Here is a 25,012-nt window from a genome sequence, read left to right on the forward strand (position 1 = left end):
ACGGAACGATCCCTTTCCGCCGTAACTGGGCGGTCGCCGAGTCGCGGGCGGAGACCCCGCGCGACGACCGCTCCAGCTGGCAGGAGCGGATGGGCCTGACGGTCGAGGAGGCGCTCCGGCTGCCCGGCCTCGCGGGAACGCAGCTCGCGGCCGGATCGGCGGGTCTGGGCCGCGTGGTGCGGCACATGGTGGTCGACGACCCGGCCGACCCCCTCGCCGGTGCGGGGCCGGACGTGCTCGTCGTCCTCGGCGCCCGGCTGCCACCGGCCGACCCGGCGAACTGCCGGGCACTCGTGGAGCGGCTGGACACGATGGGGACCTCGGCCCTGGCGTTCCGCCGGACCGAGGGCCCGGCCCCCATCCCGGGCGAAGTGCTCGCCGAGGCCGACCGCCGGGGTCTGCCGGTGCTGGCCCTGCCCGCGGGGATCCGGCTGGACGAGCTGGTGTCGGAGGTGCTCGGCGCCGTCGTCGCGAAGCAGAGCCAGGCCCTGGCCCTCTCGTCGCGGATGGACGACGAATTCATGGAGGTCGCCCTCACCGGCGGCGGGCTGGCCGAGGTGGCGCAGCGGCTGGCCGTGATGCTCGAGGGCACGGCGGTGCTGGGCCTGGGGCCGGACCGAGAGGTGGTCACGAGCGCCGGCCCCCGCGACGACGTCGCGGAGATCAGCGACTGGCTGTGGCTGCTCGACGCCGCCGCGGACGACGCGCTGGCCGAGCTGACCCCCTCGCGCCGGCTCTCGGGCGTCCGGGCCGACCAGACGGTCGTGACGCCGGCCGACGTGCTCGCCGACGCCGACCTCTCGCCGGCCGACGGGATCCTCCTCGTCCCCGGCCACCACGAACTGCCCGGCGGCATCGGCGAGTACGCCGTCGCCCCGATCATGGCCGGGGACCAGCGGCACGGCTGGCTCGTGGCGGTGCACCGCACCGGGGCGATGATGCTCGGCGCCGGCGGCGTCCTCGAGCGGGCGGCGGTCATCGCCGCGCTCTCGGTTATCCGGCTGCAGGCCGTGCACTCCGTCGAGCTGCGCTTCCAGGGCGACCTGGTCCGGCGGCTGGTCGGCGGATCGGTCGGCCACACCGAGCGGACGCTGGCCTACACCCGGTCCTTCGGCTGGCGGCTCGACGGGCCGGTCGCCGTGCTGGTCACCGCGACCGAGACCGTCGCCGACGCCGCGGCCGACCCGACCCGGGCGCTCGACGTCCTGGACCGGCTCGCCGACGGCTGGCGGGCCGCCCTGGAGCCCGAGGTGGCCGGTGCGGCGGTGGCCGGTCTGGCCACCGAGATCGTGACCCTGCTGCCGCTGGACGGCCGGAGTCCCGAGGAGCTCTCGGCACTGGTCTCGGCCGTCACCTCCCGGGTCAACGGCCGGCTCCGCCGGGTCGGGCGCGTGCTCGGCACCGGGATCGGCCGGCCGGCGAACTCGCTGTCGGCCCTCGCCGAGGCCCACCGGCAGGCCCAGCGCGCCCTCGGCGTGGGCCAGGAGATCCACGGCGGCTCCTCGGTCACCCACTTCGACCAGCTGGGCGTGTTCCGGCTGCTGTCGCTGATCCCCGACAGCACCGAGCTGCGCACGTACGTCGACGAGGTGCTCGGGCCGCTGGCCGACGCGGCGGACCCCGACTCCGCCGACCTGCGCGACACCCTGCGCGTCCTCCTGGAGACCAACCTCAACGTCGCCGAGTCCGCGCGCCGGCTGCACTTCCACTACAACACCATGCGTTACCGGATCGGGAAGCTGGAGCGCCTCCTCGGGCCCTTCACCACCGACCCGACGCTGCGGCTCAACCTGCTGCTCGCCCTGCACGCGGCGCGGATGCGCGGGCTCGACCAGCCGCACCGGCCGCCGGTCGAGGCAGGCATGTCACTGCCTGCGGACGACGGACTGGACGCGCTGCTCTGAGGCCGGTGCCGGTGCACCCCCTGGTCGCCGCGGTCGTGGCCCGGATGCGCAGGCTCTTGCGGCGCCTGGAGGACGACGGTGATCCGGCGCGCTACTTCCTCGGCACCTACCTGCGGACCACGGAGGCGGTGGGAGAGGCGCTGGCGGCCGGGCGCTTCGAGGACCCGTCGTGGGTGGCGGCCTGGGACGTCGACTTCGCCGGCCTGTACCTGGACGCGCTGGAGACCCGTCGCGGCGCGCCGGCCGCCGTGGCCGCGCCCTGGCGTCTGGCCTTCGGCGCCGATCCTGGGCTGCGGCCGGAGGCGCACGTGCTGCTGGGGATGAACGCGCACATCAACTACGACCTGCCGCAGTCGCTGATCGCCATGATCGGCCCCGGGGACTTCGCCTCCCCGGCCGTGCTGGACCGCAGACGGCGCGACCACGAGCGCATCGACGAGGTGCTGGCCGCGCGCGTCGGCGCGGAGGACGTGGCCCTCCAGCGCGCCGGCGGACGCCGCACCGCGGTCGACCGGCTGCTGGCCCCGGTCAACCGGACGGCGAGCCGGGTCTTCCTGCGCGAGTCCCGGCGCAAGGTGTGGCTCAACACCGCCGCGCTGCACCGCGCCCGCACGGAGGGGGCCACCGCCTACGCCGCGCGGCTGGCGGACCTCGAGGCCGCCAGCGCGAACCGGGTGGCCGACCTCCTGCGACCCGGCCCGGTGCTCGTGCGGCTCGCCGTCCACGGCTTCGGCGTCACCGTGGGCTGATTCTTCGGCCCGGCCGCGGTCGTGGCAGGGTGGGGGAGTGCCGCACCGTGCGGCTTCCCGAGGAGGTTCGCGTGACCGAGTCTGCCCGTCCCCTCTCCGGCAAGGTGGCGCTGGTCACCGGCGCGTCGTCCGGCATCGGCGAGGCAACGGCCGTGGCCCTGGCCCGCGCCGGGGCGGCCGTGGCGATCGGTGCACGCCGCAAGGACCGGCTCGACGCGCTCGCCGCCCGGCTCCGCGACGACGGCGCCGCCGTGCTGCAGCTCGACCTCGACGTCTCCGACGAGCAGGCCTGCGCCGACGCCGTCGACCGGACCCGGGCGGAGCTCGGTGGGCTGGACGTGCTGGTCAACAATGCCGGCGTGATGCTGCTCGGCACCATCGTGGGCGCCGATCCCGAGGACTGGCGGCGGATGCTGTCCACCAACGTCCTCGGCGTCATGTACATGACCCATGCGGCCATCGAGGGCATGGTGGAGCAGGGCTCGGGCGACATCGTCAACATGTCGAGCGTCGCCGGCCGCACGGCGCGCAAGGGGGCCGGCGTCTACAACGCCAGCAAGTGGGCGGTGAACGCGTTCAGCGAGTCCCTGCGCCAGGAGGTGACCGGCCGGGGCGTGCGGGTCTCCCTGGTCGAGCCCGGCGCGGTCGCGACGGAGCTGCGCGACCACATCACGCAGCCCGAGGCACGGAAGGACGCCTACCGGCACGCGGAGGGCATGCGCCAGCTGCAGTCCGAGGACGTCGCCCGTGCGGTCCTCTACGTGGTCACCCAGCCGGCGCACGTGGCGGTCAACGAGGTGCTGGTGCGCCCCACCGACCAGGAGCGCTGAGGAAGGACCCCCTCCCAGGCCCCTCTGCAGGGTCCCGCCGCGAGCCTGCGAGCGGTGGGGGGCAGAGGGGTCCTCTTAGTCGTGGAAGACCTCGATGTGGGCACCCATCTCCACCAGGCGCTCGTAGAGGTGCTCGTAGCCGCGGGCGATGATGTCGACGTTGCGCAGCACCGACGTCCCCTTGGCGGCCAGCATCGCCAGGAGGATGCAGACGGCGGGCCGCAGTGCCGGCGGGCACACCACCTCGGCGCTCGACCACCGGGTCGGGCCGTTGACCAGCACCCGGTGCGGGTCCATGAGCCGCACGTCGGCACCGAGCCGGGTGAGGTCGGACAGGTGGATGGCCCGGTTGTCGTAGACCCAGTCGTGGATCAGCGTGGACCCGGTGGCCTGCGCGGCGATGACCGCGAAGAACGGCAGGTTGTCGATGTTGAGGCCGGGGAACGGCATCGGGTGGATCTTGTCGATGGGCGCGTGCAACTCCGACGGCGCGAGGGTGATGTCGGCCAGCCGGGTGTGCCCGTTGTCCGCGAGGTACTCGGGGGACAGCTCGTAGCGCAACCCCATCTCGGCGAGGACGGCGAGCTCGATCTCCAGGAAGTCGATCGGCGCCCGGCGCACCGTCAGCTCGGAGCCGGTGACGATGCCGGCGGTGAGCAGGCTCATCGCCTCCACCGGGTCCTCGCTGATCGTGTAGTCGACGTCGGCGTCGAGGACCGGCTTGCCGTGGACGACCAGCGTCGTCGTCCCGAGGCCCTCGATTCCGACCCCGAGCAGCTGCAGGTACAGGCACAGGTCCTGGACCATGTAGTTGGAGCTGGCGTTGCGGATGACGGTCGTGCCGTCGGTGCGGGCGGCGGCGAGCAGGGCGTTCTCGGTCACGGTGTCGCCGCGCTCGGTCAGGACGATGGCGCGTCGGGGAGCGCCGGTGCGCCGGACGGTGGCGTGGTACTCGCCGGCCCGCGCCTCCACCTCGAGGCCGAAGGGGCGCAGCGCGATCATGTGCGGCTGGACGGTGCGGGTGCCGAGGTCGCAACCGCCGGCATAGGGCAGCTCGAACGTCTGGGCGCGGTGCAGCAGCGGCCCGAGGAACATGATGATGCTGCGGGTGCGCCGGGCCGCGTCGGCGTCGATCGCGGCCAGGTCGAGGTCGTCGGGGACGACGAGGGTGAGGTCGTGGCCGGTCTCGTCCCAGGTCGCCGAGACGCCGATCGAGCGCAGCACGTCGAGGATGCGTTCCACCTCGACGATGCGGGCGACGTTGCGCAGGGTCGTCCGGCCGCGGTTGAGCAGCGCCCCGCAGAGCAGGGCGACGGCCGCGTTCTTCGACGACTTGACCGCGACGCTGCCGCGGAGCGGGTGCCCGCCGGTGACGCGCAGGTGCGTGGGCCCGGTCGGCCCGAGACTGATCAGCTCGCTCTCCAGCGCGACGGACAGGCGCCCCAGGAGCTCGAGGGTCAGGTTCTGGTTGCCCTGCTCGATGCGGGCGATCGCGCTCTGGCTGGTGCCCAGCCGCTCGGCCAGCTGCTGCTGGGTGAGCCCACGGTGGCGGCGGGCGTCGCGGACCAGGATGCCGATCCGGTGCATGACGCTGGACTCCTGCGCCGGGGAGCCGACGTCGGATCCGGGCGCCGGGGAACCCGCGGGGTCGGTCGGTGCGTCGATGAGCGTCACGGCCACAGATTATCTCGCATGTGAGATAGGCCCCGTGTCCAACCCGCAGAGGGCCACGATCCGGTGAAGCCGTCGCCGGTGCCTGGGGGGGTGTGCGCACGGGGGCGTTCGCGACAGACTGCGGCCGTGGACGTACTCGTCACCGGCGGGACCGGACGGCTCGGCCAGCGGCTCGTGGAACCCCTCCAGGCAGCTGGGCACGCGGTGCGGCAGATGTCCCGCCGGGGCACCGGCCCGGGCGGGGTGCGGGGCGACCTGGCCACCGGCCGGGACCTCGCCATGGCGCTGGCCGGGGCGGAGGCCGTCGTCCACGCGGCCAGCGATCCGCGGGGCGACCCGTGGCAGGTGGACGTCGCGGGCACCCGGCGCCTGGTGGAGGCCGTCGACCGCGATCGGCTGCGTCACCTGGTCTACGTGTCGATCGTCGGGGTGGACCGGATCCCGTACGGCTACTACCGGGCGAAGTTCGCGGCCGAGCAGGTGCTGCTCGCCTCGGGCCTGCCGGTGACGCTGCTGCGGGTGACCCAGTTCCACGACTTCGTCGACTTCCTGCTGGAGAGCGCCCGCCGCGGGCCGGTGCTGCCGGTGCCGATGGGCTGGCGCGTGCAGCCGGTCGACGTCGGGGAGGTCGCGGCCCACGTCGCCGACGTGGTCGGCCGCCCGCCGGCGGGCGGCGTCGTCGAGTTCGCCGGCCCGGAGGAGCTGTCGGCCGCGGACCTGGCGCGGGCGTGGGCGGCCGTCCGCGCCCCAGGTGCCCACGTCGTGGCCACGCCCCTGCCGGGAAAGCTGGGCGCCGCGTTCCGGGACGGCGCGGCACTGCCGTCCGGCGGCGAGCGGGGACGGCGGACCTACGCCGAGCACCTGCACGCCTGAGCGCGACCGCGCCGCTCCTGCCAGATCCCGCAGCGCGACGGTCCGTCGGCGTGCCGGGTCCGATATCCGCCGGAAGGCGTCAGACCCGCCGCCTACTGTCCCGACCGTGAGCATCCAGACCGCGGTCCCCGTCCGGGCCGCTGCGCCACCCGACGGCCGGACGGTCCTGGCGGTCGTCGTCACCGTGCTCGCGTGGGCGTCGGCCTTCGTGGTGATCCGTGCGGTGGGGGAGGACCTGTCCCCGGGCGCCCTGGCCCTGGGCCGCCTGCTGGTGGGCACGCTGGTGCTCGGGCTCCTCGCGGCCGGCCGCGGCTGGGTGCGGCCGCGCGGGCGGGAGTGGGGGCTGCTCGCCGTCTGCGGGATCGGCTGGTTCGGCGTCTACAACGTCGCCCTGAACGCGGCCGAGCAGCACCTCGACGCCGGCACCACCGCCATGCTGGTCAACATCGGCCCGATCCTGATCGCCGTCCTGGCCGGGCTCCTGCTCGGCGAGGGGTTCCCGCGGTGGCTCCTCGCCGGCATCGCGATCGCCTTCGCGGGGGTCGTCCTCATCGGCGTGGCGACGGGCGGTGCGCGGACCGACCTGGTCGGCGTCGTGCTGTGCGTGGTCGCGGCGGTCACGTACGCGGGCGGGGTGGTGGCCCAGAAGCCGTTGCTGTGGCGGCTGCCCGGGCTGCAGGTCACGTTCATGGCCTGCGCCACGGGCGCGGTCTGCTGCCTGCCCTGGGCCGGCGCGCTGGTCGACGACCTGGCGGCGGCGCCGGCCGGCTCGGTCCTCGGCATGGTGTACCTCGGCGCGGTGCCCACCGCGCTGGCGTTCAGCACCTGGGCCTATGCCCTCCGCCGCATGGACGCCGGACGGCTGGGCGTGACCACCTACCTGGTCCCGCCGCTGGTCATCGTGCTCGGCTGGCTGCTGCTCGGCGAGGTGCCGCCGGCGCTGGCGGTCGTCGGCGGGGCCATCTGCCTGGCCGGCGTCGCGCTGTCCCGGCGGCGCGACCGGTCCCGGCCGCCGCTCCCGGAAGGGCAGCGGGCCGGCCGCGCGGTGTGAGTCGGGGTCAGCGGTCGCCGCGTCGGCCCGGCCCGGCCCAGAGGTCGTCGGTGTCGGTGTCGGTGTCGTCGGCCTCCGGGACCGCAGTCCCCGGCCGGTCGCCCGCGACGCTGCGCTCCAGCGCCGTGTCCCGGGCCCGGGCCCGCGCGGCCCGCTCCGCACGGGCGCGTTCGCGCTCCTCCCGGCGTGACGGGCGGTCGGCGGAGCCCGCCTCGCCCGCAGCTCCCGGAACAGCCGGGCCCAGCCGCCACAGCAGGACACCGGCGAGAGCCAGGCCGATCGGCAGGGGATAGGCCGCCACCCGCTCCGTACCACCCTCGCCCAGATAGGCGGTGACGCCGGTCAGGAAGAACACCGTCGCCGCCGTCCCGACGAGCCCGAGCAGCGCCAGCGTCGTCCCGACGGCCTCCGAGCGCGGGCGCACCGCGTAGGCCAGGGCGATCAGCCCCAGGCCGCCGCCCACCAGGTAGAGGACGGCGCCCAGCGCGTGCACGGACGCATTGCCGTCGGTGGGGAAGACGCCGACCAGCAGGACCCCGAGAGCCGAGGCGCCCAGCAGGACCGGGGCGACCTGCGCGGCACCGCGCAGCAGCGCCGGCCGCAGCAGCAGCGCCCCGCCGAGGATGAGGGCCGCCTGGACGACGAAGGAGGCGTTCATCAGCTGACGCGCGGGGGACTCGGAGGCGCCGAGCGCGCTGATGACGTCGCCGGCGCGGGAGTACGGCGCCTCGAACCGGAGCTCGGCGATCGTCTCGACCACGAAGAACTGGAGGGTGAGCAGCCAGGCGATCGCGCCCCAGCGCAGCCGGTTCGGGTTCACGGGCCCCATGCTCCCAGGGCCGCGTCTCCCAGCCGGTCGAGCACGGCGGCGAACTGCCCGGCCGACAGCCACGACGGGTTGCTGCCGGCGGGCATCCGCAGCACCTCGGCGTCCCGCATCCGGGGATCGGCCAGCAGCTCGGCACGGGGGACGGGGTCGCTCAGGCGGGCGAGCCGTACGGGGACCGCGGGCCCGTCCGGCCCGTCGTCCACGGCGCCGGTGACCACGCCCAGCGCGTGGACCCCCGGCCGCTCCCGGCCGCTGACCCAGAGCAGGCACGGCTGCCCGGCCTCGATCAGGTGCAACCGGTAGGTCCGGCGCACGCAGCGGCTGAGGTGCCGGACGTCCGGAGCGGCCCAGCCGGGGTCGATGTCCTCCGGGGGGCGGCTGCTCTTGAGCACCCAGCAGGCGACGTCGCCCTCGCCCATGGCCCTTCTGCAGGGCCCCGCCGCGAGCTTGCGAGTGGTGGGGGGCAGGAGGGTCCTCTTTCAGTCGGTCGCGGAGTGGAAGTCGGCGCCGGCGGGATCGGCGTCGTCGGAGCCGACGGCCTGGCGTTCCTGCTCGGTGCGGTGCTGGAGCACCTCGTCGTCGGGGTGGGGATCCTTCGCGTGCTGCGTGCGGTCCCGGGTGGGGTTCTCCTCGGTGTCCATGACGTCGTCGAGGGTGGGGCGGTCGTGCGGGCCGGTCATCGGTGCTCCGTCCTGGTCGTCCATCAGCTCTCCCCGGCCATAGCCGCCACCGCCGGGGACTAACCCCGCCACGTCATCGCGGTTCCAGCCGGGCGGCCGGCAGCCACGCCTCGACCAGCGCCGGCCCGTGCGGGCCGGTGACCGTGTAGGCCACCCGGCCCTGCCAGCTCCCATCGCGCTGCCGCCACTCGATGAGGAGCCCAGGCCAGATGCCCGGGGCGTCCGGCGGGTCGCGGACCCAGCAGTGCCGGCCCTCGCCCCCGTCACCGGCCGCCGCCTGCCCGCCCGGGACGCGGTCGGGACGCCGGTCGCCGGCCGGCGCGACCTCCCGGGACGGAGCGCCGGAGACCGGCGGCCGCACGCCGGAGTTCGCCGCCCGCTCGCCGAGGGAACGCCCGGAGCGCCCGGAGGTCATGCCGCCTGCCACCCGAGCAGTGTCGCATGCAGCTCGAACGTCTGTTCGAGTCCCGGCGTGTCCTCGTGTCGCGGGTCCGGCGCGTCACGCCCGGTATCGGCGTCGGGTACTGATCCCGCCGGGCACCGCCACCGGCGCGGGCACCCCCCCGGAGGTGCCCGCGCCGGCCGCGTTCAGCGCTAGGCCGGTCGCCCGACGCCCGCGGCGAGGGCACCGGCGACCTTCTGCAGGAGCGGGTGCGCGGCCAGGTCCTCCACCGGGACCGGCAGGGGCAGCGACCAGTTGGGGCGGTCGGTGGTGCCCGGCATGTTCGGGCGGCGCACCTCGCCGACGGCGTCGTCCAGCGTCGCCGAGAGCAGCGTGGACGGCGCCCGGGCCAGCAGCTCGTGGGCGCGCACCACGGCCTCCTCGACCGACGCCCCTTCCTCCAGGCCGGGCAGGTGCTCGAGCAGGGACGTCCGCCCGCGCTCGAGCTCCTCGTCGCTGCCGGTGCCGTGCTCCCGCTGCTCCTCGACGTCCTTCCCGGTCCACAGTCCCGCGACGGTCGGGAGGTCGTGCGTGGTGACGGCGGCCATGGCCTCGGCGGGCCACTGCGCGGGGTCGTCGTCCTCGAACCACAGCAGGCGGTAGGAGAGGATCCCGTGCTCGGCCATGGCGTCGCGGACGCCCTCCTCGACGGTGCCGAGGTCCTCTCCGACGACGAGGGCCCGGGCCCGGTGGCTCTCCAGGGCGACGATGTCGAGCAGGTCCTCCGACGGGTACCGCACGTACGCGCCGTCGGCCGCCGAACCCTCCGACGGGACCCACCACAGCCGGAACAGCCCCATCACGTGGTCGATCCGCAGGCCCCCCGCGCCCGCCATCGTCGCCCGGATCGACTGGATGAAGGGCTCGTAGTCGGCGTCGCGCAGCCGCCAGGGGATCAGCGGCGGGGAGCCCCAGTCCTGGCCCTGGCTGTTGAACGCGTCCGGGGGCGCGCCCACGCTCACGCCCTCGGCCAGGGCGTCCTGCCAGGCCCAGGCGTCGGCGCCGCCGCCGGCGAAGCCGATCGGCAGGTCCTGGATCACGGTCATGTCGCCGGTGGCGGCGGTGAGCTGCAGGTCCAGCGCCCACTGCAGCCACGCGTGGAAGGCGACGACGGCGCCGTGCTGCTCCACGTAGGTGGCGAGCTCGGGGCTCTCGGGCCGGCGCAGCTCCTCCGGCCAGGTGTGCCAGTCGCCGCCGTGCTCCTCGACGATCGCCGCCCACGTCGCCCAGTCCTGCAGCGTCGGCCCCTGCTCCTCCCGCCAGCGGGCGAACGCCTCGCCGCCACCGTGGGCGAAGAAGATCCGCATGAGGACCTCCCGCTTGCGCGCCCAGATGGCGTCGCGGTCGATCAGGGGGCCCTCCGAGAGGGCCCGGCCGGCGTCCTCCTCCAGATCGACGGCGTCGGCGCCGGGCACCTCGGAGACCCGCAGGTAGAGCGGGTTGCGGAACCGCCGGGTGGCCGGCAGGTAGGGGCTCGCCTCCTGGCCGGGGGTGGGTGCGACCGCGTGCAGCGGGTTGATGAGCAGGAACCCGGCACCCTGCTCGGCGGCCATGCGGCGGATCGACCGCAGGTCGGCCAGCTCGCCGATGCCCCAGCTGTCCCGGCTGCGGGCCGCGTAGAGCTGGACCGCCCAGCCCCACGCGCGCTCGTCGGGCAGCCAGCAGCGGCCAGGCGAGACGATCAGCCGGCGCCGGCGGCCCTCCGGCGTGTGCAGCCAGTGGTAGCCCAGCGGGAAGTCGGGAGGCAGCTCGCCGTCGATGGGGCGCACCGAGCCGTCCTCGCAGACCACGTCGGCCTCGTCGACCTCAAGCGCGTCCCCCGGGCGGGCGACGATGGGCGCCCGGTCCTCCAGGTCGGCCGGCGGTCGCCCGATCACCTCGCGCAACCGCTCGATGGTGGCGGGAGCCACCTCGTGTTCCTGGTCCAGGGCGTCGAGCCAGCTCGCGTCGATGCCCCACTCGTCGGTGGTCGGTGTCGGTGTCACCTCGCGATCCTCGCCGGGTCGCGGCCCGCGCGCAGGACGGGGCGGCGTCGCGCCGGTGCGCCACCACGGTCGGCGGCCCCGGCGCCGGGCGATCCGGCAGGATGGCGGGATGACCCTGGGATCCGCCGTCGCGACGTTCGCGGTGGTGGCGGCCGTGCTGACGCTCACCCCGGGGCTGGACACGGCGCTGGTGCTGCGGGCGGTGCTCACCCGGGGCCGGCGCGAGGCGCTGGCCACGGCGGCGGGCATCGTGGCCGGGCTGCTGGTGTGGGGCGCAGCCGCGGCGGTCGGTGTGTCGGCCCTGCTCACCGCCTCGCGATTCGCGTTCGACGTCCTGCGGTACGCCGGGGCGGTGTACCTGATGGCCTACGGCGTCCGGCTCGTCGTCGCGGCGCTGCGCCGCCGGCCGGCGCCTGGGGACCCCGCCCCCGCGGTGCCGGGCGCGGGCTGGCGGGCGGCGCGGGCGGGCCTGTTCACCAACCTGCTCAACCCCAAGGTCGGGGCCTTCTACGTGGCGCTCCTGCCGCAGTTCGTCCCGGCGGGCAGCGATCCGCTGCTGGTCGGGCTGCTGCTCGCCGCCGTGCACGGTGCGCTGTCGACGGTCTGGTTCCTCGTGCTCACGTTCGTCGCCGGGGCACTGGGCCGGTGGCTGCGCCGGCCGGCCACCGTGCGGGCGATCGACGGGCTCACCGGCGCCACGCTCGTCGGGTTCGGCGTCCGGCTGGCCGTCGCCGGGCGCTGACGCGGCGGCTCACCGTGGGCGCGACCCGCTCGCCAGCAGCTCGTCGGCGCGCTGGAGGCCGTGTCCGGTGAGGGCTCGCGGGCAGGGCTCGCGCAGGGCGCGCAGGTCGTCGTCCACGGGCGCCGGTGCGCGGAGACCGCCCCGCCGTCCGGACGGCGGCCTGCACACTGGCGGCATGGCTCGCTGGCTGCTCGTCCACCCGCCGCTGCTGGGACCGGCGATCCTGCAGCCGCTGGCCGCGGAGCTGCGTCGACGCGGACACTCGGTCCAGGTGCCGGACCTGCGGGCGGCGGTGGCCACGGCGCCGGGCTGGCCGGAGCGCTGGACCGCTGCGGCGGCCACGGGCCCGGCCGACGTGGTCCTCGGGTTCTCCGGGGCCGGCGTCACGCTTCCCGCGGTCGCCGTGGCCGGCGCGGCCCGCCGGGTGGTCTGGGTGGACGCGCTGATGCCCGCGCGGTCGGGCGTCACCGCGCCGGACGAGGAGATCCGGTCGCTGGTGACCCCGCTGATCCGGGGCGGGCGCATCGCGGACTGGACCACGTGGTGGGGGCCGGACGCGCTCGACGAGCTGATCCCGGATGCCCGGCTGCGCGCGGCGGTCCGGGCCGAGGGTCACGAGCTGCCGGCCGACTTCTACGACGTGCCCGTTCCCGTGCCCACGGCCTGGCCGGAGGGCGGCGCCCGGTACGTCCAGCTCTCGCTCGCGTACGACGGTGCGGCCGAGGAGGCCCGAAGCCGGGGCTGGCCGGTGACGGGCACAGGCACCGGCGCGCACCTCGACGTCGCCAGCGACCCGGGCCGGGTCGCTGACCTGCTCGGCTGATCCCGGAAAGGGTCCAGGCGTGGCCGGGACGTTGGCTGCACGAGCCGTGCTGCCGCATCGTGGACCGGCGGAGGGAAGCCGGAAAGGGTTGCCGAATCGTGACCGGGGAACACTCCGACGACCGCCCACCTATGGTGATCTGGAGCACACCAAGGTCCGGGACGAACGGGTGATCGCCTCGGTCGGCGGATACGGCGGACCCTCCGCGGATCGTGCAGTGCTGGAGGGGCGCGGAGGAGCGGAGCCCCGGACCTGCCCGGGTCGGGCGACAGCCGCACCAGGAGGTGCCATGCGAGCCAACCGATACCGAATGCCTGCACTGGTGGCGGCGTCCGTCGTGGTCCTCGCCGGCTGCGCCGAGACCGAGGAGGAGGGCTCCGGCGAAGGTGGTGCGGCGGACTACCCGACCGAGGAGATCATGCTCTACGTGCCCTACGCCCCGGGGGGTCCGACCGATCTGGCGGCACGGACCGTGGGGACCTGCCTGGAGGAGGACTTCGGGCAGACGGTGGTCGTGGAGAACCGCGAGGGCGGCTCAGGTGCCCTCGGGATGCAGGCCATGATCGCCGGCGGCAACGACGGCCACAGCCTGTCGCTCATCGCCGTTCCGGCGTCCGCCACCAACCCGTTGCAGGACGACGTCGGCTACACGAACGACGACTATCTCCCGATCGCCGCGGTCACGGAGATCCCCTCGGTCCTCGCGGTGGGGCAGGGATCCCGCTTCGCCGACGCCGAGGCGCTGTTCCGGTTCGCCGAGGAGAACCCCGGCCAGGTGAACGTCGGCGTGCCGGGCGCGACCACGTCCCAGGCCATGGAGCTGCAGCGCATGGCGGAGGAGTACGGGATCGAGCTCACGCTCGTGCCGTTCACCGGCAACGCCGAGATGACCACCGCACTGCTGGGCGGCAACGTCGACGCGGTCTTCATCAACGCCTCGCAGGACGTCCTCGAGAACATCGAAGCCGGGAGTTTCGTGCCACTGGCGGTGAGCCCTGAGGACCGCGTCGACTATCTCGAGGACGTGCCCACCCTGGCCGAGCTCGGCTTTCCGGAGCTGACCTACAGCGTGTCCGTCTTCGGCCTCGCGGCTCCGGCAGGGACCCCGGACGACGTCGTGGCGACGCTGGAGGACGCGGTTCGCTCGTGCCTGGAGCAGCCGGAGGTCGTCGAAGACCTCGGCGAGCAGTACGTCCCCGACGAGTTCATCGGTGCTGAGGCGTTCCAGAACCGCATCGACGACATCGTCGAGGTGTACGGCCCGCTGCTGCAGGAGTGAGCGGGCGTCCGGCGGACGGCGACGGCTCAGGCCGTCGGCTCCGCGGGCGGACCGGGCAGCGCTTCCTCGGCGGTGTCGAGGAAGCGGGCCCGAACCGGCGAACGGTCGTGCCGGCGCCAGGCCAGGGCGATCGGCACCCGGACGTCCACGTCACCGGCGATGGGTGCGAAGACGACCCCTTCGAACTGCAGGCTCTCCGCCGAGGCGGGCAGCAGGGCCACGCCCACGGCCGCGCCGACCAGCGCCACGACCGTGTGGGTGTCCGGCGCCTCCTGCATCACCCGCGGGGTAAAGCCCGCCGAGCAGCAGGCGTGCACCGCCGCGTCGCGCAGAGCCGAGCCCTGCATCGAGGGGTAGCTGACGAAGCTCTCGCTCGAGAGGTCGGCGAGCGGCACCTCCCGCTGGTGCGCCAGCGGGTGGCCCTCCGGGAGCACGGCGACGAGGGATTCGTTCACGATGACCCGGCTGGACAGGGGGCCGGACGGCACCGGGGCGCGGAGGAAGCCGACGTCGATCCGACCGTCGTGGAGGGCGCCGATGTGTGCGCCGCTGAAGACGGCGGGGTGCAGCTCCATGCGGACCGGGGGGTACCGCTCCCGATAGGTGCGGGCCGCCCGCGGCAGGAGCCGCCAGGTGATCGCACCCGTGGCACCGACGCGGATCTCGCCCCGTTCGCCGCACTCGGTGAGCAGGACCGACTCGCGCGCGTGTTCGATCTCGGCGAGGACGCGGCGGGCGTGGCCGACGAAGGCCGCACCCGTGCCCGTGAGCCGCACCTGCCGGGTGGGGCGTTCCAGGAGGACCGCGCCGACGTCCTGTTCCAGCTGCTTGATCTGCTGGCTCGGCGCGGGTTGAGCGATGTGCAGGCGGGTCGCTGCGCGGCCGAAGTGCAGCTCCTCGGCCAGGGCCAGGAAGACGCGCAGGTGACGGAGCTCCACCGGCCCCCCGTCCGAGCCGCCCGCCGACTCGTGCACCACGGCGATGGATCATGCGGTGGTTCCGTATTGGACCTGCTCATCATCGCCCGCATAGCGTTCCAGGCCACATCTGACGCCCGAGGTGGTCCATGACACCGTCGTCATCCGCCGGGACCGCTCCCGAACGGAGCCGGTCGGACACGCCACTCCGGGGGCTGCTCCTGCGCCGGATCGCCCCCGTCGTGCTCCTGGTCCTGGGCATCGCGGCTCTGGTCCAGGCCCGCGACATGGACCTGGGGGAGCTGACCGCGCCGGGGCCGGGGCTCTGGCCGTTCATCGTCGCCGGGCTGCTGACCGCGACGGCCGCTGTCCTGCTGGTCGTCGACCCGGCAGAGGACTACGAGCCGTGGACGGCCGGCACGGTACGCATCATCGCCGGGCTCGCCGGTCTGGCCCTGTTCGTCGTGCTGTTCCAGACGCTCGGCTTCGTCGTCCCCACGGTCCTCCTGCTGACGGGCTGGCTGCGCTACTTCGGGGGCGAGACCTGGCGGATGGCGGTGGTCCTCGGTGTGGGCGGAGCGGTCGTCCTGCACCTGATCTTCGTCGTCGCACTCGGCGTGCCGTTCCCCGCGGGCCCCGTCGACCAGCTGCTGGGGGGCTGAGGTGGGGATCCTCGAAGGACTCGGCCAAGGGTTCGCGGTCGCCCTCGACCCGACGAACCTGCTCTACGTCTTCATGGGCGTGCTCATCGGCACGGTCATCGGCGTGCTCCCCGGTCTCGGGCCGACCGCCACGATCGCCCTCCTGCTGCCGCTGACCTACGCGATCGAACCGGCGACGGCGGTGATCCTGCTCGCCGGCATCTACTACGGATCCATGTACGGCGGCACCATCACGTCGGTCCTGCTCCGCCTGCCGGGAGAGGCCGCCTCGGTGGTGACGACGTTCGACGGCTACCAGATGGCCAAGCAGGGACGGGCCGGGCCGGCGCTGGGCATCGCGGCCGTCGGCTCCTTCATCGGCGGCGTCCTCGCCGTCGTCGGGCTCGTCCTGCTGGCCCCGCCGCTGGCCGACCTCGCGGTCACCTTCGGGCCGCCGGAGTACGTGGCGCTCACCGTGCTCGGCATCCTCATGGTCACCTACCTCGGCAGCGGCTCCCCGCTGAAGAGCCTCTCCATGGCCGCGCTCGGCCTCCTGCTGGCCACCGTGGGCCAAGACCCCATCACGGGCACGGCACGCTTCACCTTCGGGCAGGTCTCGCTGTTCGACGGCGTCGACTTCGTGGCAGTGGCCATGGGGCTGTTCGGCGTGGGGGAGATCCTGCACAGTCTCGAGCGGACCGGGAAGGTCCAGGCGGTCACCAGGAAGATCACGCACATATGGCCGACCCGCAAGGACTTCCGCGAGTCGGCCGGTGCGATCGGTCGGGGCTCGGTGCTCGGGTTCGTCATCGGTGTGCTGCCCGGCGGCGGCGGCGTCATCTCCTCCCTCGCCTCCTATGCGCTCGAGAAGCGCCGGGCGAAGGATCCGAGCCGCTTCGGCAAGGGGGCCATCCAGGGCGTCGCGGGCCCCGAGACGGCCAACAACGCGTCGTCCACCTCCGCCTTCATCCCGTTGCTCACTCTCGGCATCCCGGCCAACGTGGTGCTGGCGCTGATCTTCGGCGCGCTGCTGGTGCAGGGCATCACGCCCGGCCCGCAGCTCATCTCGGAGGAGCCGGAGGTGTTCTGGGGAGTCATCGCCTCCATGCTCATCGGCAACCTGATGCTGCTCGCCCTCAACATCCCGCTCGTCGGCGTGTTCGTCCAGCTGCTCCGCGTCCGGGCCGGGATCCTCGCGGCCTTCGCCCTCGTGGTCACCATGGCCGGCGTGTTCTCGGTGAACAACGACGTCTTCGACATGTGGGTCGTGCTCCTCTTCGGCGTCATCGGCTGGCTGATGAAGAAGACCGGGTTCGAGCCGGGCCCGCTGGTGCTGGCCTTCGTCCTCGGTTCGATCATGGAGCGCGCCTTCCGGCAGTCGATGCTGCTGTCGGGGGGCAGCCTCGACATCTTCGTCACCCGCCCGCTGTCCGGCGGGCTGCTCGCCGTCATGGCCCTGGTCATCCTGCTCAGCGTGATCGCCGCGCGCCGCCGGCGTGCCGTGTTCGGTCACGTGGCCCCGGAGGACGTGGCCTCGGAGGAGGTGGCCTCGGAGGAGGTGGCCTCGGAGAAGGTGGCCTCGGAGGAGGTGGCCCCGGAGGAGGTGGCCCCGGAGGACGTGGCCCCGGAGGACGTGGCCCCGGAGGACGTGACCCCGCAGGAGGGGGCCCCGCGGGACGCCGACCTGGCCACGCACATCCCGCCGCCGGTCGGGGGTGGCGCCGGCAGGGCCTCCGGGTCCACGAACGCCGGTCGCGGCGGTGCGACACCACCGAGGAACGAGGGAGAACGATGAGACCGACGCGTGCGCTCGCCGTCCTGCTGGTCCTGTGCACGGTGCCCACGGGGTGCGCCACCCAGGCCGGCTCGGAGGACGCGGCGGAGTACCCGTCGGACGACATCCGGCTCCTCGTGCCGTACTCGGCCGGCGGGCCGACCGACATCGCGGCGCGGGCACTGGGCCGGTACATGGAGTCGGAGCTGGGCCAGACCGTGGTGGTCGAGAACCTTCCCGGCGCCTCGGGAGCCACCAGCTACCTCGAGCTCATCTCCTCGCGGCCCGACGGCCACACCCTCTCGATGACGGCCCTGCCGACGGCGGTGCTCAACTACCTCGGCAACGACGTGGGTTACACGCGGGAGGACTTCGCGCCGGTGGGGGTGGTCACCCAGGTGCCCTCGGGCATCGTGGTGCCGGCCGGCTCGCCCTACCAGGACCTGGAGTCGCTGTTCGCGGCGGCCCGGCAGGACCCGGAGGCGATCAGCGTGGCCACCCCGGGAGCCACCAACACGCACGCCGCCGAGACCCGCCGGATCACCGACCTGTACGACGTCCCGCTGACCGTGGTCCCCTTCGAGGGAGCATCGGAGGTGCAGACGGCGCTGCTGGGCGGCAACGTCTCGGCCGGCTTCATCAACCTCTCGCAGGACGCGCTGCCGGCCATCGACGCCGGCGACCTGCGGGTGCTCGCCGTGGGCACCAGCGAGCCGCTGTCCTACGTGGACGCACCCACCTTCGTCGAGCTGGGCTATCCCGAGCTGGTGCAGAGCACCACGACGTTCGGCGTGCTGGCCCCCGCCGGCACGCCCGAGGAGATAGTGCAGCGACTGGAGGAGACCCTCCGCGCCGCGTCGGAGGACGAGCGGGTCGTCGAGGCGCTCGACCCCCGCTACGTCCCCGAGGAGTTCATCGGCAGCGACGGCCTCGGCGCCCTGTTCGTCGAGGCCGAGGAGACTTTCCGCGATGTCGTCGGCGACTGACACCACGGCGTCCCGAGCCACGGGCACGACGACCGGAGCCGACGAGCTGGTCCGAGCCCTGCGACTGCTCGGGGTGGACACCGTCTTCGGCCTCCCCGGGGTGCACAACCTCGCCGTCTGGGAGGCCGCCGCGGCCGCTGGTCTGCAGGTGCTGGGTGTCCGGCACGAGCAGACGGCGGTGTACGCGGCCGACGGGTACGCCCGGGTCACGGGGCGGCTCGGGGTCGCGGTCGTGACCACCGGACCGGGAGCCGCCAACACCCTGGGCGCGACCGGGGAGGCCAACGCCTCGGGGTCCCCGGTGCTGGTCGTCGCCACCGACATCCCGTCGACCCTGCGCCGTCCGGGCGTGTACCGGGGGGTGCTGCACGAGACCCGGAACCAGGCCGCCATGTTCGGTCCGGTCACGAAGGCGACCGTGGTGGCGGCGGCCGCCGGAAACCTGCACGCGGACACGCTGCGGGCCGCGTCGGTGGCGCTCCGACCGGCCACCGGGCCGGTCTACCTCGGTGTGCCGACGGACTTCCTGGGTGCGCCGATCCCGGCTGCGCAGTCGGTCCCGGTCGCCCCGCCCACCGTGCCGCCGGTCGACGAGGGCGCGGTGACGGAGGCCATCGGCCTGCTGTCATCGGCCCGCCGTCCGCTGATCTGGGCCGGCGGCGGAGCGCTGCGCTCGGGTGCCGGGCAGGTACTCGGTGAGGTCGCGCTCCGGCTGGCCGCTCCTGTGGTGACGACGTTCAACGGCCGGGGTGTCCTGCCCCCCGACCACCCGTGCCTGGTGCCAGGCCCGCCGCACGTCCCTCCGGTCGGCCGGCTGTGGGACGAGGCCGACCTGGTGCTGGCGGTGGGGAGCGACCTCGACGGCATGACCACGCAGAACTGGTCGATGCCCCAGCCGCCGGTCCTCCTGGCGGTGAACGTCGACGCCGCCGACGCGGGGAAGAACTACCGGGCCGATCTCGTGGTCGAGGGCGACGCGGAGGCGGTGCTGACACGGATGCTGGACGACCTTCCCGAGCGCGGTGACCTGCCGGCGCTCCGGTCGGGGCTGGCCACCGTCGCCGAGCAGGTGCGGCTGCTGGTCGACGAGGACGAGCCGCAGGCGACCGCGCTGCTCGCGGCGTTCGACCGCATCGCACCGTCGACCGGCGCGCTGTTCGTCGACATGTGCATCCCGGGCTACTGGCTCGCCGGGTTCCACCGGGTACCCGGACCGCGGCGACTGGCGTACCCGATGGGGTGGGGCACGCTGGGCTTCGCCTTCCCTGCCGCCATCGGGGCGGCGTCCGCCGGCCCGGGGCGCACCGTCGCGGTGGTCGGCGACGGCGGGTTCCTCTTCGCCTGCGGCGAGCTGGCCACGGTCGCTCAGGAGCGACTCCCGCTCACCGTGGTCGTCGTCGACGACGGGGGTTACGGGATGCTCCGCTACGACCAGCAGCACGCGGGGGTGCCCACCCGCGGGGTCGACCTGACCACCCCCGACTTCCGGGCCATGGCCGAGGCGTTCGGTGTGCCCGCTCGTGCGGTCACCGGTCTCGGGTCGGACTTCGCCGCCGTCCTCGCCGAGTCCGTGGCCGAGACCGGCCCCAACCTCGTCGTGGCGGACGCCGCCCTGACCCCACCGCCGTCCACGTCACCCCGGTGGTACCGACGTGGGGGCGGCCGGGCGTGATCGACAAGCGCGTGGCCACGCTCGCCGACGCCGTCGCCGGCATCCGCGACGGCGCCACCGTGCTGGTCGGCGGCTTCGGCAACTCCGGCGTCCCCGTGGAACTCGTGCACGCGCTGCTGGAGCAGGGGGCGAGCGGCCTCACCGTCGTGACCAACAACGCGGGCAGCGGGGAGACCGACATCGCAGCGCTCATCCGTGAGCACCGGGTGCGGAAGATCATCTGCTCGTACCCGCGGTCGGCCGGGTCGGTGTGGTTCGAGAAGTTCTGGCGCGCCGGTGACATCGAACTGGCCCTCGTGCCGCAGGGCACGCTGAGCGAGCGGATGCGCGCTGCGGGCGCGGGTCTCGGCGGCTTCTTCACCCCGACCGGCGCCGACTCCCTGCTGGCTGAGGGCAAGGAGGTCCGCATGATCGGCGGTCGCCGGCACGTGTTCGAGGAGCCGTTGCCCGCCGACGTCGCGCTGATCAAGGCGTACCGGGCCGACCGCTGGGGCAACCTGGTCTACCGGACGGCGGCCCGCAACTTCGGCCCCACCATGGCGACCGCGGCCCGGCTCACCGTCGTCCAGGTGGACGAGTTTGTGGAACTCGGCGAACTGGACCCCGAATGCGTGGTCACGCCCGGCATCTTCGTCGACCGTGTCGTCGAGGTGGCGACGTGATCCGGCCGCTGTCCCCGACGGAGCTGGCCCGCCGGGTGGCCCAGGACATCCCCGACGGTTCCTACGTGAACCTCGGCATCGGCCTGCCGACGCTGGTGGCCGACGTGGTGGGTCCTGACAAGGAGATCGTCTACCACAGCGAGAACGGCATCCTGGGCATGGGGCCGGCGCCCGCCCCCGGTCGGGAGGATCCCGAGCTGATCAACGCCGGGAAGCAGCCCGTCACCCTGCTGCCCGGGGGGTCGTTCTTCCACCACACCGACGCCTTCGTCATGATGCGTGGCGGTCACCTCGACGTCAGCGTGCTCGGCGCCTTCCAGGTGTCGGCCGAGGGCGACCTCGCGAACTGGGCCACCGACGACGCCGCGATGCCGCCCGCGGTCGGCGGGGCGATGGACCTGGCCGTGGGCGCCAGACGAGTGCTGGTGATGACCACCCACACCACGCGCGACGGGCGCCCCAAGATCCTGTCCCGCTGCACCTATCCGCTGACCGCCGCAGGCGTCGTCGACCGCATCTTCACCGACCTCGCCGTTCTCGACGTGACCCCCGGCGGGCTGGTCGTCCGCGAGGTGGTCAGCGGGCTGGGCCGCGACGACCTGCGGTCGGTCACCGGCGCGGAGCTGAGCTTTCCGGACGACGTCGTCGAGCTCCACCCGACCGGCCCGGACCCCTCCGGGCCGCCCGGCTGACCGGTTCCACCCGCTCCCGCCCTGGAGGCAACGATGCCCCGTGCTCCCCGCGCGCTCGCCGCGTGCGCCGTCCTGGCCCTGCTCGCCGCCTGCGCCGACGAGGGCGGCGGGTCCCCGGAGGAGGCGGCCGCGGACTACCCGACCGAGGAGATCCGGCTCCTCGTGCCCTACGCGGCCGGCGGTCCCACCGACCTCACCGCCCGTGCCTACGGCGCCTCCCTCGAGGAACAGCTCGGCCAGACCGTCGTGGTCGAGAACATGGAGGGCGGCTCGGGCGCCATCGCCATGCAGGAGCTGGCGGGCGCGGAGCCGGACGGGCACACGTTGTCCCTCGTCACCGCGGGCACCCTGGTGCTGACCCCGCTGGCCAACGAGGTCGGGTACACGAAGGACGACGTGACACCGATCGGGGTGATGGCAGAGGTGCCCTCCGTCCTCGCCGTGGGCTCCGCCTCCCCGTACGCGACGGCGGAGGACTTCTTCGCCGCCGCGGAGCAGAACCCGGGAGGCATCACCGTCGGGACGCCGGGCGCGTCCACGCCGCAGGGGATCGAACTGAGGCGGCTGAACGAGGAGTACGGGGTCGAGGTCACCATCGTGCCGTTCAACGGCAACGCGGAGATGACCACGGCGCTGCTGGGCGGCAACGTCGACGCCGTGCTCATCAACGCGTCCTCGGACGTCACCGAGAACATCGACGCCGGCGCTTTCCGGCCGCTCGCGGTGTCGACGGAGGAGCGGCTGCCCTGGCTGCCGGACACGCCCACCCTCGTCGAGTCCGGGTTCCCCGAGCTCACCCTCTCCGGCTCGACCTTCGGCCTCGCCGGTCCGGCCGACCTGCCGGAGGACATCGTCACCGTGCTCGAGGACGCGCTGCAGACGGCGCACGGTGAGCCGGCGGTCGTCGAGCAGATCGGGGAGGAGTACATCCCCGAGGAGTTCCGCGGCGCGGAGGACCTGCGGCAGCTCCTGGACCGCACCCAGGAGGTCTACGAACCGCTCCTCGGCGGGTGACGCCTGCTGCGGGGTGGCTCGCCTGGCCAGGAGTCTCCGACACCGGTAGGCATGGCCCATGCCGGTGATCGGGTTCCACAACTCCCACGAGCAGATCCATCCCGCGCAGCTCCTCGAGGACGTGCGGCACGCCGAGGAGGTGGGCTTCACCGCCGCGATGTGCTCGGACCACCTGACCCCGTGGAACCCGAGGCAGGGCCACTCCGGCTTCGCGTGGTCCTGGCTGGGTGCCGCGATGGCGACCACGTCCCTGCCCTTCGGGGCCGTCAACGCGCCCGGGCAGCGCTACCACCCGGTGATCGTCGCCCAGGCCATCGGCACCCTGGGCGCGATGTTCCCCGGCCGCTTCTGGCTGGCCCTGGGCAGCGGCGAGGCCATGAACGAGCACGTGACCGGCGACAAGTGGCTGCCGAAGAAGGCGCGTGACGCCCGCCTCCGCGAGTGCGTCGACGTCATCCGGGCACTGCTGGCCGGCGAGGAGGTCAGCCACGAGGGGCTGGTCACCGTCGAGCGGGCCAAGGTCTACACCTTGCCCGACCAGCAGCCGGCCCTCGTCGTCCCGGCGGTCAGCGTGGAGACCGCGCGACGGGGGGCCGCCTGGGGCGACGGGCTGGTGACGATCAACCAGCCGCACGACAAGCTGCGCGAGATGGTGGACGCGTACCGCGAGGAGGGTGGCCGGGGCAAGGTGGTCCTCCAGGTCCATCTCAGCTGGGACCCCGATCCCGACCGGGCCCTGCACATCGCGCACGACCAGTGGCGCAGCAACGTGTTCCCCCCGCCGCTGTGCTGGGACCTCGACAGCCCGGAGGCGTTCGAGCAGGCCAGCGCGCACGTGGCCCCGGAGGACGTCACCGGCGCCGTCCTCGTCTCGGACGACCTGGGGCAGCACGCCGCCTGGCTCGACGAGTACGCCGCTCTCGGGTTCGACGAGATCTACCTGCACCACGTCGGGCAGGAGCAGCGCGGCTTCCTCGACGCGTTCGGCGAGAAGGTGCTCACCCAGCTGGACGTGAGCACCCCGGGGCCGGCGGTCGCGGCCCCGCGATGAGGATCACCGACACGTCGGACCTGTGGTGGAAGACCGCCGTCGTCTACTGCCTGGACGTCGAGACGTTCATGGACTGGGACGGCGACGGCTGCGGCGACTTCGCCGGGCTGGCGCAGCGCATCGACCACCTGGCCGACCTCGGCGTCACCTGCCTGTGGCTGATGCCCTTCTACCCGACCGCCGAGCGCGACGACGGCTACGACATCACCGACTTCTACGGCGTGGACCCGCGGCTGGGCACCCACGGCGACCTGGTGGAGGTCATCCGGACGGCGAACGACCGGGGCATGCGCGTCATCGCCGACCTCGTCGTCAACCACACCTCGCGCAGGCACCCGTGGTTCCGCTCGGCGGAGGCGTCGAAGGACTCCCCGTTCCGCGACTTCTACGTCTGGCGTTCCGACCCGCCGCCGGACACCTCGGGCCAGGTGGTCTTCCCCGACCAGGAGGACAGCGTCTGGACGCTGTCGGAGAAGACGGGCGAGTGGTACCTGCACCGCTTCTACAAGGAGCAGCCCGACCTCGACGTGACCAACCCGCGAGTGCGCGACGAGGTCGCCAAGGTCATGGGCTTCTGGCTGCAGCTGGGCCTGTCGGGCTTCCGCGTCGACGCCGTCCCGTTCTTCCTGGAGACCGCCGGAGCCGACGACGGCGCCCTGCCGGAGCCGCACGAGTACCTGCGCGACCTGCGCTCGCTGGTGGGCCGCCGCTCGGGCAGCGGGGTGCTGCTCGGCGAGGTGAACCTGCCCTACGACCAGCAGCTGGAGTTCTTCGGTGGCGCCGACGGCGACGAGCTGACCATGCAGTTCGACTTCATCGGCATGCAGGCCCTGTACCTGTCGCTGGCCCGCGGCGACGCCGGCCCGCTGGCCACGGCGCTCCGCGGCCGGCCCCCGCTGGATCCGGACTCGCAGTGGGCCACGTTCGTGCGCAACCACGACGAGCTCACGCTCGACAAGCTCTCCGACGACGAGCGGGCCGAGGTGTTCCGTGCCTTCGGCCCCGAGGAGCGGATGCAGGTCTACGGCCGCGGCCTGCGGCGCCGGCTCCCACCGATGCTGGACGGCGACCCGCGGCGGGTCCGCATGGTCTACAGCCTGCTGTTCTCCCTGCCGGGCACCCCGGTGCTCTTCTACGGGGAGGAGATCGGGATGGGGGAGGACCTCGACGCCGAGGGGCGGCTCGCCGTCCGGACGCCCATGCAGTGGACCTCCGGGCGCAACGGCGGCTTCTCGGCCGCTGACCCCAGGAAGCTGCCCGGACCGGTGGTCAGCGGCGGCTTCGCCCCCGAGTACGTCAACGTCGCCGACCAGCGCAACGACCCCGACTCGCTGCTGTCGTTCATGAGGCTGCTGATCCGGCGGTACCGGGAGTCACCCGAGCTCGGCTGGGGCGGCTTCCAGGTGCTCGAGCACCCGTGCCCGGAGGTCCTGGCCCACCTGTGCGCCTGGGACGACGGTTCGCTGGTGGCCCTGCACAACCTGTGCCCCGAGCCGCGCACCGTGCCGCTGGCGCTGGAGGGCTGCGACTCCTCCCACCGGCTGGTCGACCTGCTCCAGTCGGGCAGCACGCAGGTCTCCGACCAGGGGACGGCGGAGATCCCGCTGGCGGGTTACGGCTACCGCTGGCTGCGGATCGTCGCCCAGGACAGCCGCCGCCTGGTGTGAGGGAGGACCCTCCTGCCCACCCGTCCGCAGGCTCGCCGCGGGCCTCTGCAGGAGGCCCGGACGACACTCGCCCCG

Annotated in this window: 24 protein-coding genes; 17 read left to right on the forward strand and 7 right to left on the reverse strand. The window is 73.9% G+C overall.

What is annotated here, in order from left to right; all coding sequences use genetic code 11:
* Positions 1 to 89: 89 nt before the first annotated feature.
* The 3 genes from ACFSHS_RS12605 to ACFSHS_RS12615 all read left to right on the forward strand — a co-directional run bounded on the left by ACFSHS_RS12605 (position 90) and on the right by ACFSHS_RS12615 (position 3,483).
* A complete protein-coding gene (locus tag ACFSHS_RS12605; RefSeq protein WP_376876239.1) occupies positions 90 to 1,904 on the forward strand; it encodes a PucR family transcriptional regulator in 1,815 nt (604 codons plus the stop codon).
* A gap of 5 nt (positions 1,905 to 1,909) precedes the next feature.
* Entirely contained in the window at positions 1,910 to 2,653 is a 744-nt protein-coding gene (locus ACFSHS_RS12610; protein ID WP_376876242.1) for a DUF5995 family protein, read from the forward strand.
* A 71-nt stretch (positions 2,654 to 2,724) separates the two neighbouring features.
* Positions 2,725 to 3,483: an SDR family NAD(P)-dependent oxidoreductase gene (locus ACFSHS_RS12615; protein WP_376876245.1), complete on the forward strand. Its 759-nt coding sequence runs from the start codon at positions 2,725 to 2,727 to the stop codon at positions 3,481 to 3,483.
* Between the two features lie 75 nt (positions 3,484 to 3,558).
* On the opposite strand, the gene ACFSHS_RS12620 is transcribed toward ACFSHS_RS12615, so the two are convergent.
* Positions 3,559 to 5,157, reverse strand: coding sequence for a helix-turn-helix domain-containing protein (locus ACFSHS_RS12620; protein ID WP_376876248.1), 1,599 nt, complete (start codon positions 5,155 to 5,157; stop codon positions 3,559 to 3,561).
* Positions 5,158 to 5,283: 126 nt separating this feature from the next.
* Between ACFSHS_RS12620 and ACFSHS_RS12625 the strand changes: the two genes are divergently transcribed.
* Both ACFSHS_RS12625 and ACFSHS_RS12630 read left to right on the forward strand, forming a co-directional pair.
* Positions 5,284 to 6,030, forward strand: a complete 747-nt coding sequence (locus tag ACFSHS_RS12625) for an SDR family oxidoreductase (RefSeq protein ID WP_376876251.1) — start codon at positions 5,284 to 5,286, stop codon at positions 6,028 to 6,030.
* 106 nt (positions 6,031 to 6,136) lie between these two features.
* A complete protein-coding gene (locus ACFSHS_RS12630; protein ID WP_376876254.1) occupies positions 6,137 to 7,081 on the forward strand; it encodes a DMT family transporter in 945 nt (314 codons plus the stop codon).
* Between the two features lie 7 nt (positions 7,082 to 7,088).
* On the opposite strand, the gene ACFSHS_RS12635 is transcribed toward ACFSHS_RS12630, so the two are convergent.
* From ACFSHS_RS12635 to malQ, 5 genes are all read right to left on the reverse strand, one after another.
* Complete coding sequence (locus ACFSHS_RS12635) at positions 7,089 to 7,910, reverse strand: DUF998 domain-containing protein (RefSeq protein WP_376876257.1); 822 nt, start codon at positions 7,908 to 7,910, stop codon at positions 7,089 to 7,091.
* On the reverse strand, positions 7,898 to 8,329 hold the full coding sequence (locus ACFSHS_RS12640) for a hypothetical protein (RefSeq protein ID WP_376876260.1): 432 nt from the start codon (positions 8,327 to 8,329) through the stop codon (positions 7,898 to 7,900). Before ACFSHS_RS12640 ends, ACFSHS_RS12635 begins: the two co-directional genes overlap by 13 nt.
* Before the next feature lie 60 nt (positions 8,330 to 8,389).
* Positions 8,390 to 8,614 carry a hypothetical protein gene (locus tag ACFSHS_RS12645; protein WP_376876263.1) on the reverse strand — a complete coding sequence of 75 codons (225 nt, stop codon included), beginning with the start codon at positions 8,612 to 8,614 and terminating at the stop codon, positions 8,390 to 8,392.
* Between the two features lie 49 nt (positions 8,615 to 8,663).
* Positions 8,664 to 9,017, reverse strand: coding sequence for a hypothetical protein (locus tag ACFSHS_RS12650; protein ID WP_376876266.1), 354 nt, complete (start codon positions 9,015 to 9,017; stop codon positions 8,664 to 8,666).
* A gap of 167 nt (positions 9,018 to 9,184) precedes the next feature.
* Positions 9,185 to 11,017, reverse strand: coding sequence for a 4-alpha-glucanotransferase (gene malQ / locus ACFSHS_RS12655; protein ID WP_376876269.1), 1,833 nt, complete (start codon positions 11,015 to 11,017; stop codon positions 9,185 to 9,187).
* A gap of 109 nt (positions 11,018 to 11,126) precedes the next feature.
* Between malQ and ACFSHS_RS12660 the strand changes: the two genes are divergently transcribed.
* The 3 genes from ACFSHS_RS12660 (at position 11,127) to ACFSHS_RS12670 (ending at position 13,861) form a co-directional block, all read left to right on the forward strand.
* Positions 11,127 to 11,759: a LysE family translocator gene (locus ACFSHS_RS12660; protein ID WP_376876272.1), complete on the forward strand. Its 633-nt coding sequence runs from the start codon at positions 11,127 to 11,129 to the stop codon at positions 11,757 to 11,759.
* A gap of 175 nt (positions 11,760 to 11,934) precedes the next feature.
* A complete protein-coding gene (locus ACFSHS_RS12665; RefSeq protein ID WP_376876275.1) occupies positions 11,935 to 12,582 on the forward strand; it encodes a hypothetical protein in 648 nt (215 codons plus the stop codon).
* 289 nt (positions 12,583 to 12,871) lie between these two features.
* Positions 12,872 to 13,861, forward strand: a complete 990-nt coding sequence (locus tag ACFSHS_RS12670) for a tripartite tricarboxylate transporter substrate binding protein (protein WP_376876278.1) — start codon at positions 12,872 to 12,874, stop codon at positions 13,859 to 13,861.
* Between the two features lie 26 nt (positions 13,862 to 13,887).
* On the opposite strand, the gene ACFSHS_RS12675 is transcribed toward ACFSHS_RS12670, so the two are convergent.
* Positions 13,888 to 14,838 carry a LysR family transcriptional regulator gene (locus ACFSHS_RS12675; RefSeq protein ID WP_376876281.1) on the reverse strand — a complete coding sequence of 317 codons (951 nt, stop codon included), beginning with the start codon at positions 14,836 to 14,838 and terminating at the stop codon, positions 13,888 to 13,890.
* Positions 14,839 to 14,927: 89 nt separating this feature from the next.
* On the opposite strand from ACFSHS_RS12675, the gene ACFSHS_RS12680 reads away from it, so the two are divergent.
* From ACFSHS_RS12680 to ACFSHS_RS12720, 9 genes are read left to right on the forward strand one after another with little or no spacing between them, the layout of a single operon-like run.
* Entirely contained in the window at positions 14,928 to 15,440 is a 513-nt protein-coding gene (locus ACFSHS_RS12680; RefSeq protein WP_376876284.1) for a tripartite tricarboxylate transporter TctB family protein, read from the forward strand.
* Position 15,441: 1 nt separating this feature from the next.
* Entirely contained in the window at positions 15,442 to 17,214 is a 1,773-nt protein-coding gene (locus tag ACFSHS_RS12685) for a tripartite tricarboxylate transporter permease (RefSeq protein ID WP_376876287.1), read from the forward strand.
* On the forward strand, positions 17,211 to 18,179 hold the full coding sequence (locus tag ACFSHS_RS12690; protein WP_376876290.1) for a tripartite tricarboxylate transporter substrate binding protein: 969 nt from the start codon (positions 17,211 to 17,213) through the stop codon (positions 18,177 to 18,179). The genes ACFSHS_RS12685 and ACFSHS_RS12690 overlap by 4 nt, the downstream gene beginning before the upstream one ends.
* Positions 18,163 to 19,851, forward strand: coding sequence for a thiamine pyrophosphate-binding protein (locus ACFSHS_RS12695; RefSeq protein ID WP_376876293.1), 1,689 nt, complete (start codon positions 18,163 to 18,165; stop codon positions 19,849 to 19,851). Before ACFSHS_RS12690 ends, ACFSHS_RS12695 begins: the two co-directional genes overlap by 17 nt.
* Positions 19,848 to 20,513: a 3-oxoacid CoA-transferase subunit A gene (locus ACFSHS_RS12700; protein ID WP_376876296.1), complete on the forward strand. Its 666-nt coding sequence runs from the start codon at positions 19,848 to 19,850 to the stop codon at positions 20,511 to 20,513. Before ACFSHS_RS12695 ends, ACFSHS_RS12700 begins: the two co-directional genes overlap by 4 nt.
* A complete protein-coding gene (locus ACFSHS_RS12705; protein ID WP_376876299.1) occupies positions 20,510 to 21,205 on the forward strand; it encodes a 3-oxoacid CoA-transferase subunit B in 696 nt (231 codons plus the stop codon). Before ACFSHS_RS12700 ends, ACFSHS_RS12705 begins: the two co-directional genes overlap by 4 nt.
* Positions 21,206 to 21,238: 33 nt before the next feature.
* Positions 21,239 to 22,219 carry a tripartite tricarboxylate transporter substrate binding protein gene (locus ACFSHS_RS12710; RefSeq protein WP_376876302.1) on the forward strand — a complete coding sequence of 327 codons (981 nt, stop codon included), beginning with the start codon at positions 21,239 to 21,241 and terminating at the stop codon, positions 22,217 to 22,219.
* 58 nt (positions 22,220 to 22,277) lie between these two features.
* A complete protein-coding gene (locus ACFSHS_RS12715) occupies positions 22,278 to 23,270 on the forward strand; it encodes a TIGR03885 family FMN-dependent LLM class oxidoreductase (RefSeq protein ID WP_376876305.1) in 993 nt (330 codons plus the stop codon).
* Positions 23,267 to 24,937, forward strand: coding sequence for an alpha-amylase family protein (locus ACFSHS_RS12720; RefSeq protein ID WP_376876308.1), 1,671 nt, complete (start codon positions 23,267 to 23,269; stop codon positions 24,935 to 24,937). The genes ACFSHS_RS12715 and ACFSHS_RS12720 overlap by 4 nt, the downstream gene beginning before the upstream one ends.
* Positions 24,938 to 25,012: the final 75 nt, after the last annotated feature.

Source organism: Blastococcus deserti (assembly GCF_042682525.1).
Lineage (GTDB): Bacteria > Actinomycetota > Actinomycetes > Mycobacteriales > Geodermatophilaceae > Blastococcus_B > Blastococcus_B deserti.

Excerpts from the sequence above, each read along its gene's own strand:
- ACFSHS_RS12605 (WP_376876239.1), top strand. The coding sequence starts at position 90 with ATGGGCCTGACGGTCGAGGAGGCGCTCCGGCTGCCCGGCCTCGCGGGA.
- ACFSHS_RS12635 (WP_376876257.1), bottom strand. The coding sequence starts at position 7,910 with ATGGGGCCCGTGAACCCGAACCGGCTGCGCTGGGGCGCGATCGCCTGG.
- ACFSHS_RS12640 (WP_376876260.1), bottom strand. The coding sequence starts at position 8,329 with ATGGGCGAGGGCGACGTCGCCTGCTGGGTGCTCAAGAGCAGCCGCCCC.
- ACFSHS_RS12645 (WP_376876263.1), bottom strand. The coding sequence starts at position 8,614 with ATGGACGACCAGGACGGAGCACCGATGACCGGCCCGCACGACCGCCCC.
- ACFSHS_RS12660 (WP_376876272.1), top strand. The coding sequence starts at position 11,127 with ATGACCCTGGGATCCGCCGTCGCGACGTTCGCGGTGGTGGCGGCCGTG.
- ACFSHS_RS12665 (WP_376876275.1), top strand. The coding sequence starts at position 11,935 with ATGGCTCGCTGGCTGCTCGTCCACCCGCCGCTGCTGGGACCGGCGATC.
- ACFSHS_RS12670 (WP_376876278.1), top strand. The coding sequence starts at position 12,872 with ATGCGAGCCAACCGATACCGAATGCCTGCACTGGTGGCGGCGTCCGTC.
- ACFSHS_RS12680 (WP_376876284.1), top strand. The coding sequence starts at position 14,928 with ATGACACCGTCGTCATCCGCCGGGACCGCTCCCGAACGGAGCCGGTCG.
- ACFSHS_RS12690 (WP_376876290.1), top strand. The coding sequence starts at position 17,211 with ATGAGACCGACGCGTGCGCTCGCCGTCCTGCTGGTCCTGTGCACGGTG.
- ACFSHS_RS12695 (WP_376876293.1), top strand. The coding sequence starts at position 18,163 with ATGTCGTCGGCGACTGACACCACGGCGTCCCGAGCCACGGGCACGACG.
- ACFSHS_RS12710 (WP_376876302.1), top strand. The coding sequence starts at position 21,239 with ATGCCCCGTGCTCCCCGCGCGCTCGCCGCGTGCGCCGTCCTGGCCCTG.
- ACFSHS_RS12715 (WP_376876305.1), top strand. The coding sequence starts at position 22,278 with ATGCCGGTGATCGGGTTCCACAACTCCCACGAGCAGATCCATCCCGCG.
- ACFSHS_RS12720 (WP_376876308.1), top strand. The coding sequence starts at position 23,267 with ATGAGGATCACCGACACGTCGGACCTGTGGTGGAAGACCGCCGTCGTC.